The sequence below is a fragment of the Larkinella harenae genome, from assembly GCF_054780515.1.
In genome coordinates this window covers 461725-477293 of record NZ_BAAGWE010000003.1, presented here as the reverse complement: position 1 = coordinate 477293, position 15569 = coordinate 461725, and the positions used below count along the sequence as shown (strand labels likewise).

Annotated in this window: 10 protein-coding genes; 5 read left to right on the top strand and 5 right to left on the bottom strand. The window is 49.4% G+C overall.

Features of this window, described 5'->3' with window-relative positions; all coding sequences use genetic code 11:
- Positions 1–250 precede the first annotated feature (250 nt).
- Positions 251–3463, top strand: coding sequence for a SusC/RagA family TonB-linked outer membrane protein (locus ACYVH9_RS19040; RefSeq protein ID WP_460637966.1), 3213 nt, complete (start codon positions 251–253; stop codon positions 3461–3463).
- A 101-nt stretch (positions 3464–3564) separates the two neighbouring features.
- Complete coding sequence (locus ACYVH9_RS19035; RefSeq protein WP_460637965.1) at positions 3565–5019, top strand: SusD/RagB family nutrient-binding outer membrane lipoprotein; 1455 nt, start codon at positions 3565–3567, stop codon at positions 5017–5019.
- An 86-nt stretch (positions 5020–5105) separates the two neighbouring features.
- Here ACYVH9_RS19035 and lon read toward each other — a convergent pair whose 3' ends face one another.
- The 5 genes from lon to ACYVH9_RS19010 all read right to left on the bottom strand — a co-directional run bounded on the left by lon (position 5106) and on the right by ACYVH9_RS19010 (position 12801).
- Positions 5106–7625: an endopeptidase La gene (lon, locus tag ACYVH9_RS19030; RefSeq protein WP_460637964.1), complete on the bottom strand. Its 2520-nt coding sequence runs from the start codon at positions 7623–7625 to the stop codon at positions 5106–5108.
- A gap of 208 nt (positions 7626–7833) precedes the next feature.
- On the bottom strand, positions 7834–8364 hold the full coding sequence (locus ACYVH9_RS19025; protein WP_460638165.1) for a DUF6702 family protein: 531 nt from the start codon (positions 8362–8364) through the stop codon (positions 7834–7836).
- An 82-nt stretch (positions 8365–8446) separates the two neighbouring features.
- Positions 8447–9784, bottom strand: coding sequence for an RIP metalloprotease RseP (rseP, locus tag ACYVH9_RS19020; RefSeq protein ID WP_460637963.1), 1338 nt, complete (start codon positions 9782–9784; stop codon positions 8447–8449).
- A 247-nt stretch (positions 9785–10031) separates the two neighbouring features.
- Positions 10032–11201, bottom strand: coding sequence for a 1-deoxy-D-xylulose-5-phosphate reductoisomerase (locus tag ACYVH9_RS19015; RefSeq protein ID WP_460637962.1), 1170 nt, complete (start codon positions 11199–11201; stop codon positions 10032–10034).
- 106 nt (positions 11202–11307) lie between these two features.
- Positions 11308–12801 (bottom strand): GH3 auxin-responsive promoter family protein, encoded by a 1494-nt coding sequence (locus ACYVH9_RS19010; protein WP_460637961.1) that lies wholly within the window; start codon positions 12799–12801, stop codon positions 11308–11310.
- Between the two features lie 237 nt (positions 12802–13038).
- Here ACYVH9_RS19010 and ACYVH9_RS19005 point away from each other — a divergent pair, with 237 nt between their 5' ends.
- The 3 genes from ACYVH9_RS19005 (at position 13039) to ACYVH9_RS18995 (ending at position 15551) form a co-directional block, all read left to right on the top strand.
- Complete coding sequence (locus ACYVH9_RS19005; protein WP_379848302.1) at positions 13039–14064, top strand: rod shape-determining protein; 1026 nt, start codon at positions 13039–13041, stop codon at positions 14062–14064.
- Positions 14065–14146: 82 nt separating this feature from the next.
- Positions 14147–14986, top strand: a complete 840-nt coding sequence (gene mreC, locus ACYVH9_RS19000; protein WP_460637960.1) for a rod shape-determining protein MreC — start codon at positions 14147–14149, stop codon at positions 14984–14986.
- Between the two features lie 58 nt (positions 14987–15044).
- Positions 15045–15551 carry a hypothetical protein gene (locus ACYVH9_RS18995; RefSeq protein WP_460637959.1) on the top strand — a complete coding sequence of 169 codons (507 nt, stop codon included), beginning with the start codon at positions 15045–15047 and terminating at the stop codon, positions 15549–15551.
- Positions 15552–15569: the final 18 nt, after the last annotated feature.

The following is a 15569-nucleotide window of genomic DNA, read 5'->3' as shown; positions in this document are numbered from 1 at the left end:
CAATAAACTCTTTTAATCAGATTTTAATGTGTATAATTTTATCATAGTGTTAACCTGTTGCTTAGAAATTAACACTGTGATTAACAAAAAGTTACCCATTTTTTTTGCGCTTTTTTGAAGCGTAAAAAATAGGATTTGCCTAATGTGGGGCCGTGGATTACTGCTTTTTTGATTATTGACAAAAGAAAATTTTGTAGTAACTTCACTTTTCAAAATAGAGTACATAGTTTCATTAACCTAAGCTAAAAACATGTTTAAACGTTTACTAGTTGCATCATTGTGCCTATTGGGTGCAGTGAGCATCTCGTTTGCCCAAACACGTACGATTTCGGGCAAAGTGACTTCTGCCGAAGACAGCTCCCCCCTTCCCGGTGTTAACATTGTGGTAAAAGGGACCTCCCGCGGGACAACTTCGAACACCAACGGCGAATACTCGCTCAGTGTTACTGACAACGCCACAACGCTAACGTTCTCCTTCATTGGGTTCAAAACGACCGATGTTTCAATCGGAAACCGTTCTACCGTCGATCTCGTTCTGGAACCGGATGCTTCTACCTTGCAGGAAATCGTGGTAACTGCGCTTGGTATTGCGCGGGACAAAAAAGCCCTCAACTACGCTGTTCAGGACCTGAAGCAGGAAAAACTGAACATTGCCCGCGATCAGAACGTGGCCAATGCCCTGGCTGGTAAAATCGCTGGGGTGCAGGTTTTGGGTCAATCGGGAGCTAAATTTGGTAGCCCGAGCATTCGGATCCGCGGGGTGAACTCGCTGACCGGTGGAGATCCGCTGTACGTGGTAGACGGAACCCCGACCGATGTTAGCCAGGTAAACATGGATGATGTCGAAAACCTTTCCGTGCTGAAAGGCCCTTCGGCAACGGCACTGTACGGTAACCGGGCTTCGGCCGGGGTTATCGTCATCACGACCAAGCGCGCCAAAGCGGGTGAGACCCGGTTGGATATCAATCATAGCACGACGCTCGACATGGTAGGTATGTTACCAAACTACCAGAATGAGTACGGAGGAGGTTATTCACAGGATTGGGATACGTTTCAATATGATCCTGCACTGCACCCAGCCGCCTGGGCTTCGTTCAACGGTCAGCGTATTCTGGATTACTCGGCCGATGAAAGCTGGGGACCCCGGATCGATAATCAACCGCACCGCTCGGCGTTTTCGTGGCAGCAAGGCCCACAGTTTGGTCAGTTGACGCCTTATTCAGCGAATCCAAACAACGTGCGTGATTTCTTCGCTAAGCCGATCAGCAACAACACGAACATTGCCTTCTCGCGCGGTACGGATGCTTTCCAGAGCCGGATTTCGTATACGCACATCATCAACAACGGTATCGTACCGAATTCCTCGCAAACCCGGGATTACGTCAGTGCCAAAAACACGATTAAGTTTGCGGACAAGTTGTCAGCAAATTTGAACATCAATTATACGGCATTCAAAACGAACAACCTGCCAGCGGATAACTACGGATCAAGCGGAGGGAGAACACCTTCAAACAGCCCACTTGGTATTTCGAACGCAACGTTGAATGGTTACAACCAAACGGCCGGGATGTTTAACCAGTGGTTCCAACGGCAGCTCAGCATTGACGACCTGCGGAATTACAGAAACCCGGATGGCACATTCCGGAGCTGGAACATTGGTAGCCCTACCGACCCTCGCCCGAAATACTGGGATAGCCCGTACACACAAATTTACGAAAACACCAACACCAACCGGAGCGACAGGCTGTTTGGGGATATCGGTTTGACGTATGAGTTTACGCCCTTCCTGAAAGCTTCCGCTACGGTTCGTCGGGATCAGAACTATTTCAGCCAGGAGTCGCGCGTTGCGCAGGGAACCCTGAACGCGGGTGGTTTGGGTGCTTACGCCATGCTGGGTGCCAACGCCCGGGAGAACAACTATGAAGTATTGGTTAACTACAACCAGGACTTCAATGATCTTTCGATCGTTGCTAACGCCGGTGGAAACATTCGTTACAACCGGACGGAAGCCCTGTTTCAGGCTACGGTGGGTGGCCTCTCGGCTCCGAACTTCTATAACATTGCCGCTTCGATCGACCGGCCAATTGCCAACAACTACCTCTATGAGCGTCAGGTTAACAGCTTGTTTGGTAACGTGAGCGTTGGTTACAAAGATTTTGTCTTCGTTGAAGCTTCCATCCGGAATGACTGGGCATCGACGCTGCCCAAAGCCAACAACTCGTATCTGTATCCTTCGGTATCGGCCGGTCTGGTATTCTCGGAGCTGATCCCGCAAAACAACATCCTGTCGTACGGTAAAATCCGCGCTGGTTACGCGCAAGTTGGTACAGACGTAGGCCCTTATCAAACGGCCCTGGCTTATGGTGCTGGCACGCCCTACGGTAACAGCGCAACACTGACATTGCCGACGACGCTTCCCAACGCCGGATTGCAGCCTGGTCTGTCGTCATCGTATGAAGGAGGAATTGACCTGCGCTTCCTGAACAACCGCTTGGGTCTTGAATTTACGGCGTACCGCAACGACAACAAAAACCAGATTATTCCGGTCCCGGTAACACCAACCAGCGGTTACACCAACGCCGTTATCAATGCCGGTTTGATTCAAACCAGCGGTCTGGAACTGCACATTAATGCCGTACCGGTTCGTTCGGCTTCCGGTTTTACCTGGGAATTCGACATCAACCTGGATCGCAACCGTACAAAAGTAGTTAGCCTGCGTGAAGGGTTGACGAACTATCAGATTCCGGAAGGAGCACAGTGGCGGACGCTGACGTTGAATGCTCGCGAAGGCGAAGATTGGGGCTTGCTGGTTGGTCAGGGTATCAAAAAAGACGCTAACGGTAACCGATTGGTTTACCCCAAAGGACACGTAAACGAAGGGTTGTATATCAAGGAAGAAAACGTACCGTTGGGTTCGGTTCTGCCGAAATTTAAAGGGGGCTGGTTGAACACCTTTACGTACAAAGGCCTGTCGCTGCGGGTGAACGCCGACTTCATTGCAGGCGGTAAATTCTTCTCGACCACCAAAATGTTTAACAACTACTCTGGTTTGGGTGCCGAAACCGCTGGCCTGAACGAATTGGGTAAACCCCTGCGTGATGACCCGGCAACGGGTGGTGGTGTCCTGCTGGAGGGTGTAACCGAAGATGGTCAGCCGAACACTACGCGGGTTGATGCACAAAACCTGTATTCTAACTGGTTGTTTGCGCTGAACGAGTACTGGATCTACGACAAGTCGTATATCAAAATGCGGGAAATCGCGCTGGGTTATAACCTGCCTAAAAACGTGCTGGGTAAATTTATCAAATCGGCTAACATCTCGCTGATCGCTCGTAACCCATTCCTGATTTATAGCGCCATTGGTGGCGGTATCGATATCTCGGAATCAGAGACGCTTTGGTATGAAGGTGGTCAGTTGCCGCCGGTTCGTTCGTTTGGTGTAAACCTGCGTCTTGGCCTCTAATTAAGGAGAAAGCATGATAGAAAAAGCGCCTGTTTTCGTTATAAAAAGGGGGCTTTCTATCCTGAATTTCAATCACAAAAAACATTTCAAAAGCAGACACTATGAAATTGTATAAATCCCTTCTTGCGGCAGGGTTGATGTTGACTACAGTGGCTTGTAGCAACTTCGAAGAAATGAACGTCAACCCGAATAGCCCATTGGCTCCTAATACGGCCAGTCTTTTTACCGCGGCCATTCGGACGGGTGTTGGAGCAACGAACAGTCAGGTTGGACCGTCTGGTTTTAACATCACTCCAGCGTTGTACGTTCAGCAATTTGGCGATGTGATTTACATCGAGGATTCGCGGTACAAAACCATCAACTTTAGCTACAACGGTTTGTATGCGGGGCCGCTGGTGAACCTTCAGGCCATCATCGACCAGAATACCAACGAAGCCACCCGGGCTGGGGTAGCGGTTTACGGTTCTAACAATAACCAGATTGCGATTGCCCGGATTTTGAAAGCGTATATCTATCAGTGGATAACCGACCGCTGGGGTGATATCCCTTATTCGCAAGCGTTGAAAGGTGATCAAAATTTCTCGCCCGCTTTCGATAAACAGCAGGCTATTTACAATGATCTGTTCAAAGAATACAAAGAAGCCGCTGCTCAGTTTGACGCTGGAACGGCGGTAAGAGGTGATATCCTGCTGAGTGGTAACGCGACCCGCTGGAAGAAATTTGCAGCAACCCAACGCCTGCTGGCCGCTTTACAACTTTCCAAAGTAGATCCAACGAAAGGCAAAGCTGAATTTACGGCGGCCCTGGCTGATGGGGTACTGGCTTCAAATGCCGATAATGTTCGCTATACTTTCCTGGCGGATGCCAACAACGAAAACCCGTTGTATAACAACTACGTTCGGAGCAACCGGAAGGACTTTGCCGTAAGTGATGTGTTTGTTAACTACCTGAAAAAGGTGAGCGATCCTCGTTTGCCCTACATGGCTGCTCCTAATCAACGGGGTGAGTTCGTCGGCGTTCCGTATGCTGTTTTCCCGGCAACTGGCCCGGCGCAGAACTTCTCACTGGCTGCTTCAACGGTGTCTGCTCAGAATGCACCAGCGAACGTCGTAACTTATGCAGAAGTATTGTTCGCCCAGGCAGAAGCGGCCAAACTGGGCTGGATCACCGGCGATGCGAAAGCACTTTACGAATCGGCGGTTAAAGCATCGTTGCAGCAATGGATGGGTACGGCTTACACAGATGCTGCGTACACCGCTTACATTGCTCAACCGGATGTTGCTTACGCGGATGCAAAAGCAATTGAATTAATTGCTACCCAACGCTGGATTGCGCTATTCTTCCAGGGAACTTCAGCCTGGAACTCATGGCGTCGGACGGGATTCCCGGTGCTGAAGCCGGCCGCTGCCCCGCTAAATGGTGGTACGGCAATTCCTCGTCGGTTGGCTTACCCCGTCACGACGGAAGGAACGCTGAACACGACTAATTACAATGCCGTTATTGCCAGCCAGGGCGCGGATACGCCGTATACGCGCGTATGGTGGGATAAACAATAAGTGTAATGCCCAAAAAAGCCGCCTGAGTTCTCAGGCGGCTTTTTTGTTTTATGGGTCGTTCCGAAAACAACTCCGTAAGGGCCGTATTACAAAACCGTTACTTTCTCAGGAGTCGATTCGGGCTCTTTATCTTTGTCTTTCGGAAAAACAAACTTCATCGGTTTGGATACTTGCTGGGGCAAAAGAGCGGTTTCCAGCACCTGATCCACGGTATCAACGTAGTGAATAGTCAGGTCCTTGATGTATTGTGGATTGATTTCTTCTACATCTTTCCTGTTTTTCGAGCAGAGTAGAATTTCTTTAACGCCCGCCCGGTTGGCGGCCAGAATCTTTTCTTTGATACCACCCACCGGCAGCACTTTGCCACGCAGGGTAATTTCACCTGTCATGGCCAGAAACGGCCGCACCTTCCGCTGGGTAAAAATAGACGCCATCGATGTTAGCATCGTGATACCTGCCGAGGGGCCGTCTTTCGGGACCGCGCCGGCCGGAATGTGTACGTGCAGATCATAATGGTTGAAGATACTGTAATCAATGCCCAACGGATCGTAATGGGCTTTGAGGTACGACAAAGCCGTAATGGCCGATTCTTTCATGACGTCGCCCAACTGGCCGGAAAGGGTAAGATTACCTTTCCCCCGGCTGAGACTCGATTCAATGAACAAAATCTCCCCGCCAACCTGTGTCCAGGCCAGCCCGGTTACGATGCCGGCAATATCGTCGTCGGAATAGAGATCCCGGTCGAAGATTTCGGCACCCAGTGATTTCAGCACATCGGCGGGTTTGATGTGTTTGGGATAATCTTCTTCCAACGCAATGGATTTGGCGATCTTCCGAATAAGCGCGCCGATTTTCTGCTCCAACGTCCGAACGCCGGATTCGCGGGTATAACCTTCGACAATCCGCTGAATGGCTTTATCATCCACCATCAGGTCTTTCGGCTTCAACCCGTGTTCTTTGCGTTGCTTCGGAATCAGGTATTTCTTGGCAATCTGGATTTTTTCTTCTACGGTATAACCAGACAACTCAATGATTTCCATCCGGTCACGCAGGGCCGGGTGAATGGTGTCAAGGGAGTTGGCGGTGGCGATAAATAACACCTTCGACAAGTCGTATTCGACTTCCAGATAATTATCGATAAACGTTGAATTCTGTTCCGGGTCGAGTACTTCGAGTAGTGCCGATGACGGATCTCCGCGAAAATCAGAACTTACTTTGTCGATTTCGTCCAGAATAAAAACCGGGTTGGAAGAGTCCGACTTTTTTATGTTCTGAATGATTTTGCCCGGCATAGCGCCGATGTACGTTTTACGGTGTCCGCGAATTTCGGCTTCATCATGAACCCCGCCCAGAGCCATCCGGATGTATTTCCGGCCCAGTGCCTTGGCAATCGATCGACCCAGTGACGTTTTACCCACGCCCGGAGGGCCATACAAACACAGAATTGGCGCTTTCATTCCCTCGAAAGCCCGGTCATTTTTCAGCTTCAGGACGGCCAGGTATTCAATAATCCGTTCCTTGACCTTCTCCAGACCAAAATGGTCACTGTCCAGTATTTTCTGAGCCCGTTTGAGGTCAAAGTTATCTTTTGAGTACTCGTTCCAGGGAAGGTCAACCATCAATTCGATGTAATTCATCGTTACCGGATATTCCGGAGCCATCGGATTGATGCGTTGCAGTTTGCTGAGTTCCTTTTCAAAATGGGCGTGTACGCTCACTGGCCACTTTTTGCGGGCTGCGCGCAGCCGGATTTCCTCCAGATCCCGATCGGGGCTGTCCATTCCGAGCTCGTCCTGCAACACCTTGATCTGCTGCCGCAGAAAATAATCCCGTTGCTGCTGATCGATGTCCGAGCTGGCTTTAGTCTGAATTTCGCGTTTCAATTCCAGCAACTGAATCTGCCGCAGCATATATTCGAGCAGCAGCGTGGCTTGCTGGGCCCCTTCGGTTGTTTCCAGCAGTTTTTGTTTGTCGGATACCTCGGCGTCAAGATTCGACGACAGAAAGTGCATCAAGAACATGGGACTTTCAATGTTGTCCAATGCAATGCGGGCTTCCTGCGGAATTTCCGGATTCAGGCGCAGAATTTTGTAGGCCGCTTCTTTCAGTGACTGAATCAGCGCTTTTGATTCTTTGCGGTTTGGATTCGGAAAGTGGTCGTCAATCTGACGGACATTTGCCGTCAGGTACGGATCTTCCTGCAGGAAGCTGACAATTTCGAAGCGTTTTTTACCCTGGATGATGATGGTGATATTGCCATCGGGGAGCGTAATCATCTTAATGATGTAGGCCACCGTACCCAGACGATACAGATCATCAGCCGTGGGCTCGTCTTTCTGTTGATTCGACTGGGCCACTACACCAATGATGCGGTTTCCCTTGTATGCTTTTTTTACCAGCTTAATCGATTTCTGCCGTCCAACTGTTACCGGAATGACCATGCCCGGAAAAAGCACGGTATTTCGTACGGGAAGGATCGACAGATCATTGGGTACAATATAGTCGTCGTCGGCATCATCCGTTGATCCCAGCGGAACAATTTCTAGATTGTCCAGGTCCGACTCGGCCAACCATAATTGGGTATCGTATTTATTGGTTACACTCATAGTAAAGTGCCTGCCAAATTGACAGTCTTAACGTCGTATGCAGGCTTATATGGGTATTGAAAAACAAAGAATTATATCTAACGCAAGGGGTATGCCAAACGGGCTGAGTACGGAAAATACTGTTAAAATAGCTGTACCGCTTACAAGTAACGAAAAAGGTAATGAAAGTCAAAACGAACGGTAAAGCAATGCGCGAGCGGCCATAAGGCTACCAACTCAGTACCTGTTGGGTATTGTTCTTTCGAAACAGTACGGTTTTTCGCTCGGACAGGTATGACACATTGACCAAATTGACCTGATCATCAAACAGATCCAGCAAGACCGACTGGTGCAATATACTTCCCTGAACGGGTTCGCCGAAAGGTACTTCTACATAAATCCAGGTCGCATCCATCTCCTGTTCTTTTCCAAGGTAACGAAATGGTTTGCGCTGACGGTTTGTAATGAGTCCGAAATGTTTACGAATGTAACGCTCTACCAGCGGATCGTTGTTGTCTTTGTCGCTCAGCCGTACCCGCTGGTTGTTGTTCTCTTTCGCCAGCGCTTCTTCCAGGTCATCGGTAAAGATTCGCAGACTTACTTCAAAGGTCTTGTCTTTGGCATTATACTGCATCTGCGTCACACTCGTATGCACCGGATGTGCAGAACGGCTGGCTGTTAGGACAAAGACAGTGAGAAGGCAGCCGGTTAGGGCACGAACGGTGACGCCCGGCGGTTGAGCGAAACCAACTACAGGCAGGCCGAAAAATGCTCCGCTAAACCTCGTTGAACTCGACTCAATTGCCCGGCGGCACCGTCCGCGAACTAATTTCAACTTTCTTTTAAAAAACCGCTTTAAAGACATCATTGAAGATTGCAAACGCCATCAATCCGAGCAGAATGACCATTCCAACCCGCTGAGCGCCTTCCAGGAATCGGTCAGACGGTTTACGACCTGACACGATTTCGTAGAGCAAAAGGGCCGAATGGCCACCATCCAGCGCCGGGATGGGGAGGGCATTCATGAAAGCCAGCGCCATCGAAAGAAGCCCCGTTACAAACCAGAAACGTTCCCACATCCAGATGCCGCCAAAGAGATTCTGGGCAATACCAATAGGCCCACTAAGAGCTTTGGAGGCCGAAACATCGCCCTGGAAGATCTTCCGGAAGCCCTTGATGTTATCGTAAACCACGCTGAAAGCCTGCTCCGTACCTTTTGCTACGGATTCTCCGAATGTGTAATCAATGTGCGTTTTCTTCAGCAGGGTTTCGGCACCAAATCCAATCTGGCCTTTGTCCGTCACCGTTGTGCGCAGCGTTACCGGTTGTGCGCTGCTTGGGCGTTGAACGGTCAGGGTAATGGGCTTATTGACGTTGGCTTTCAGTACTTCCTGGAATTCATGATAGAAGCGGGTTGGCTGACCGTTAACCGCCGTAATCACGTCACCTTTCTGCAATCCTGACTTTTCGGCAGGCATACCCGGCACCAGCTCTCCAACCCGGAAAGGCTGAATGGGTTCGATAAACAGACCCGCGTTCTTTTTGTCGGATAGTTTATCTATAAAATCGTTCGGTATATCAATGATGACTTCTTCCGTTTTGCCGTCGACACCCGTGCGTTCGACCGTATAGAAGCTATCGGAGCCCAGAAAAACTTCACCGCTGCGGATATCGCTGAAGTCTTCAAACGGTTTGCCATTGATTTTTACAATCCTATCACCGGTTTTGAGGCCAATTTGCTTTGCCAGGTCGTAGGCAACAATACCGTATTTCGCATCGCGGACCGAAGTGTAAGTTTCGCCGTTTTTATACGTAAGCGCCACAAAAATGACAATGCCGGTAATGACGTTGACGATAATTCCGCCCAGCATTACAATCAGCCGCTGTCCGGCCGGTTTGGCGCGGAACTCCCAGGGCTGCGGTTCTTTCTGCATTGACTTGGTATCGAGCGATTCATCAATCATGCCGGAAATTTTGACAAAACCACCGAGCGGAATCGCCCCCAAACCGTACTCCGTTTCTCCGCGCTTAATGCTCCAGATTTTCGGCGGAAAACCGATGAAATACTGCTCAACCCGCATTCCGAATGCTTTGGCGGCTAATAAGTGTCCCAACTCGTGCAAGCCCACTAAAATTGACAGGCCCAGAATGAGCTGTCCTGCCATGATTGCTATTTCCATTCGTCTAAACTGAGTGCATCGGCGAGCCGACGGCTTTTTTATTAGTGTATGATTGGTTGTGTTGCTGGTATAATGGCTTGAGCCGAATAGAAAAGGGCTACGTTTTTCGTTTTAAAACTTTTAGCAGCAGGAAGCCAATCAGTAGCCCGATGATAAACCAAATCCAAAAGTCCATACGTCAATAACGTCGTACGCGTGAAAAACTTCCGCTTCCCGACGGATTTATTTGTGGTTTGTGGGGAAACAATTAAACGAAACTTTTAATTCGAGCGGCCGCAATTCGTCGGGTTTCTTCGTCAGTTTGGACATAATCCTCATACGTTGGCTGAGCTACGAAGGCCACTTTCTGCATCCCTTCCGCAATGATGTCAGAAATTTCCAGAAAGCCGATTTCATCGTGCAAAAAAGCATCTACCGCTACTTCATTTGCCGCATTGACGATGCAGGGCACATTACCACCGCGCCCCAGGGCGTCAAAAGCAAGTTGCAAGTTACGAAATGTTTCAAGATCAGCCTGTTCGAATGTGAGGGACGGATAATTCAGGAAGTCGAAGCGCGGAAATTCGGACGACAGGCGGTTGGGATAGGCCAACGCGTACTGAATCGGCAATCGCATATCGGGCAGTCCCATCTGAGCTTTCATGCTGCCGTCGCGGAATTGAACCATTGAGTGAATGATACTCTGGGGGTGGACTACGACCTCTATTTGCGCGGGTTCCAGACCAAACAACCATTTCGCTTCGATGACCTCCAGGCCTTTGTTCATCAGCGTTGCCGAGTCGATGGTAATTTTTGCGCCCATTGTCCAGTTGGGGTGTTTCAGGGCTTGCGCTTTCGTCACAGTTTTCAGAAACTCCCGCGACTTGCCGCGAAACGGGCCACCCGAAGCTGTCAGAATGATTTTTTCAATTGGATTATGAAATTCACCCGCCAGGCATTGAAAAATGGCCGAATGTTCCGAATCGACGGGTAGAATGCTCACGCCTTTTTCCTGCGCCAGCTTCGTGATCAGTTCGCCCGCTACCACGAGGGTTTCTTTGTTGGCCAGCGCAATATGTTTTCCGGCTTCAATGGCTTTAATGGTTGGTAGCAAACCGGCGTAACCTACCATCGCCGTCAGAACGATGTCGATGCTATCCATCTGAACGACGGATGCCACGGCTTTGGCCCCCGCGTACACCTTAATTCCGAGTGGGTCGAGGGCAGAAAAAACCGCATCATACCGATCTTCGTTGCAGATCACCACAACGTTGGGCCGGACCTGAGCGGCTTGTTCAATCAATAGGTCGGCATTGGTGTTGGCCACCAGAACCTCCACTTCAAAAGCTTCCGGATGGGCCAGAATAACATCGATGGCCTGGGTGCCGATGGAACCCGTCGAGCCCAGAATGGCGATATGGCGTTTGGGATTAGTCATTTAATTCACTGTATATAAAAATAGAGTCGGTGTAGCTGGCCGGATTTCTTTGCCAGTAAGTAGTTCAATTCCCCGATTCGTCAACACGGTTGGAGGCAGAATATAGTTACACCGTTTGCAATAATCCTTCACCAATTGTCCGGTCGTTGGCCAGGCGCGGCACTTTGTTCTGCCCACCAAGTTTGCCCTGTGTCTTCATATAATTCCGGAAGGTATCACGGGGCAAAACCGTCAGCTTCAAAGGCTGTAGGATGCTGCCCGAAATCAGGTCGTCATAATAAACATTGAGTTTGGTCAACCGTTGGTCAATGTCGCGGGCAAAAGTGGCCAGATCGTTGGGTGGGGTTGCAAACTCGATGAACCATTCGTGGTAGGGGAGGCCTTCCGTGGGCGTTACCATCGGAGCCACCGTAAACTCCACCACTTCCGTTTCCGGGTGTTGGGTCATCGCATAGTGCAGTGCTTTTTCGACTTCCTCGCCAATGACGTGCTCACCGAATGCCGAGATAAAATGTTTGATGCGCCCGGTCACCACCAGTCGATACGGATTATCCGAAACAAATTTGACGGTATCGCCCAGAGAATAGCCCCACAGACCGGCGTTGTTGTTGATCACGACCGCATAGTTCTTGCCCAATTCAACCTGATCAATGGTCAACCGGCGCGGATTTTTTGAAAAATAATCTTCCGGCGGAATGAATTCAAAGAAGATACCGCTGTTCAGCATCATCAGCAACCCTTCTTCCGTCTGCGTATCCTGATAAGCAATAAAGCCCTCCGAAGCCGGGTAGGTCTCAATGCTGTCAATTTTCTTACCGATGGATTCGTACAGTTTGGCGCGGTAGGGTTCAAAATTGACACCCCCGTACACAAACAGCGAAAAGTCCGGGAAGACGTCCTTGATTTTCTTACCGGTTCGCGCCTGAATCCGGTCGAAATACATCTGTACCCAGGGCGGTATGCCCGAGATCAGCGACATCGGCTGGGACAGCGTCTCGTCAATAATTTTTTCCAGCTTGGTTTCCCAGTCGTCGATGATATTGGTTTCGAAGGACGGGAGCTGATTGGTGCGCAGATACTCCGGCACGTGGTGGTTTGAGATGCCCGAAAGCCGGCCGATGTTGATGCCATTTTTAACCACCAGCTCCGGACTACCGGACAGAAAAATGAGCTTTTTATCCAGAAAAGCCGATTTGCCAGTTTCGTGAATGTAATTCAGCAGGGCATCGCGGGCGGAGTTGATGTGGTTGGGAATCGATTCTTTCGTAATGGGAATGTATTTGGTTCCGGAAGTGGTTCCGGAGGTTTTGGCAAAATAAACCGGTTTGCCTTTCCAGAGCACATCCGATTCGCCTTCCCGGATTCGTTCAACATACGGTTTGAGATCTTCGTAGTCGCGGACGGGAACGGCTTGCCGGAATTCGGGATAGGTGCGAATATCTTTAAACCGATGATCACGGCCAAAGGCGGTATGCTGTGCCCCATCGAGCAAGGCTCGAAACCACCGTTGCTGCGTTTCGCCGGGGCGGTGCATCCACTCCTGCTGTCGTTGTACGACAAACTGGGCCAGTGGCTTGCTCAAAACAGATCGGATTCCCATATCCTGCAAAGTTAAATGTTTTACGCGAATGTATCCTGAATGGGGCAATATGCGCACAAGTTCGCCTAAGCTGCTACGTTTTAACGAACTAACCGGTAGCCCTCATCAGGTTTATGAAAAAAAGAGCATCTGTAAAAAGTAATAAAAAGGTACTTACTGCGCGGAAGTTATCTCAAATTATCTATATTTTTGCACCTCCAAAACAGATGCTACCCCGTGCTTGCACAAAATTAACGAATGGCACTATTTAACTTTCTCTCCAGCGATATTGCGATTGACCTCGGTACAGCCAATACGCTGATTATTCACAAGGATCGGATTGTGGTGGATGAGCCTTCCATCATTGCTATGGACAAAATCAATGGAAAAGTCCTGGCAATTGGTCATAAGGCGATGCAGATGCATGAAAAGACAAATGAGAATATCAAAACAATCCGCCCGCTGAAAGACGGAGTGATCGCTGATTTTACGGCGGCCGAGTTGATGATTCGCGGGTTGATTAAGATGATCGATACAGGCAGCCGGTTATTTTCACCCTCTCACCGAATGGTGATTTGTATTCCGTCAGGGATCACGGAGGTAGAAAAGCGGGCTGTCAAGGACTCCGCTGAACACGCTGGAGCCAAAGAAGTATACATGGTACACGAACCCATTGCTGCGGCAATCGGGATTGGGATCGACATTACGCAGCCAAACGGGACAATGATTGTTGATATCGGTGGAGGAACCACGGAGATTGCCGTCATTGCGCTGTCCGGGATCGTCTGCGAACAATCCATCCGGATTGCCGGTGATGTCTTCACGCGGGATATCGTCGATTACATGCGCCGGGAGCACAACCTGCTGATTGGCGAACGTTCGGCCGAACAGATTAAGATGGAAGTAGGTTCGGCTTTGCCCGAGCTGGATAATCCGCCTGCCGATTACGAAATTCGGGGTCGTGACCTGATGACCGGGATTCCGAAAGAAATCAAGGTGACCTACAGCGAAATTGCCTACGCGCTTGACAAATCGATCTCCAAGATTGAAGAAGCCGTGATGAAGGCGCTGGAAATTTCACCGCCGGAATTGTCGGCCGATATTTATACCAACGGTATTCATCTGACGGGCGGGGGCGCGTTGCTGCACGGTCTGGACAAACGGATTGGTGCCAAAACCAAACTGCCAATCCACGTTGCCGACGATCCGCTGAAAGCCGTCGTAAAAGGAACCGGCGAGGTAATCAAAAACCTCGATATGTATAAATCCGTCCTAATCAGTTAAGAATTAAGAGTTAGGAGTTAAGAGTTGGCGGACGCCTTAAACCCTTAACTCCTAACTCTTAACTCATCATTCTTAACTTCCTATGCTTGAGTTATTCCAGTTCATCATCCGAAGCCGGAACTTCATTTTGTTTGTTCTGCTGGAGGTGCTGAGCTTTTATTTTATTATCAATACCAATAACTACTGGAGCGTACGGTTTTTCAATACATCGAATTATTACGCGGCCAAAGTACTGGATTGGTCGAATAAGGCGAAGGAATATGCGCAACTGCGACAGGTCAACACTGATCTGGCCGAAGAAAACCGCCGACTCAATACCTTGGTGACGCAGCTTCAGCAACAGAAACCGCCTGCCTTGACGAGTTACAAGACGGATTCCATCTTCGCAACCCGTTTTCAGTACCGGGTTGCGCGCGTAATCAACAACACGACCCAACACCCCAATAACTATATTACGTTAGACAAAGGAACCGCCGACGGTATTCAGCCGGGCATGGGTGTTATTTCGCCAACCGGCGTGGTGGGAAAAGTCAAAAGTTGTTCGGAGCACCTTTCGATTGTCACTTCCGTTTTACATTCCGATTTCATGGTATCGTCGAGACTGGTAAAAGCGGGTGAAATGGGATCTGTCAAATGGGATGGAATCAGTCCGCAACGGATGAAAATGCTGTACATTTCCCGCAATACAAAGATGTACCGGGGCGACTCGGTCGTTACATCGGAATATAACTCTATTTTTCCGTCCGGAATTCTCGTGGGGCGCGTCATTGGCGTTCGGGAAACTCCGGCCCAGACTTTTCATGACGTAACGCTCTCGGTGGGTACGGATTTCAGCAACCTGTCGTTTGTGTATGTTGTCGAAAATAAGCTACAGGGTGAGCAGGAAAAGCTGGAGAAAAGTATTGAGCCAGAGCGAAAATAGCCTTGGCAGGTACACAATAATTAATCAATAAACCGTCCGAAATTTCGAGTTCACACCAATGACGTTACGGGAAATACTGAATGTTGTCTTTCTTTTTTTGCTGTATCTGTCGTTACAGATTCTGATTGTCCGGAATCTGGTGTTGTTCGATGTGGCGTTTTGTTTTGTCTACGTGGCCTGTATTCTTTTATTGCCCACCGAGATGAGTTTGTCAGCTACCTTGCTGACGGCTTTCGGGGTGGGCATTGTAGTTGATACGTTCTATAATACACTGGGAATGCACGCTGCTGCCACGGTTATGATGGCCTATGTTCGGCCAGTTGTAGTGCGGGTGCAGGCTGCTCAGCGCGGATTCGACAGCCGAACGGCTTTTTCCATTCGGGAAATGGGCTCGCGCAATTTCTTCTATTATGTGTTGGTCTTGACATTTATTCATCACTTCGCCCTCTTTCTGATCGAAGCCAACAACATCCTTCTTTTTTTGCCAGCCATGGTGAAAATACTGGCCAGTACGCTTTTTACGTCCGTAACGATTATGCTGGTTCAGTATTTTTCGCGGAATTAATAAAACGTTTTCGTGCTA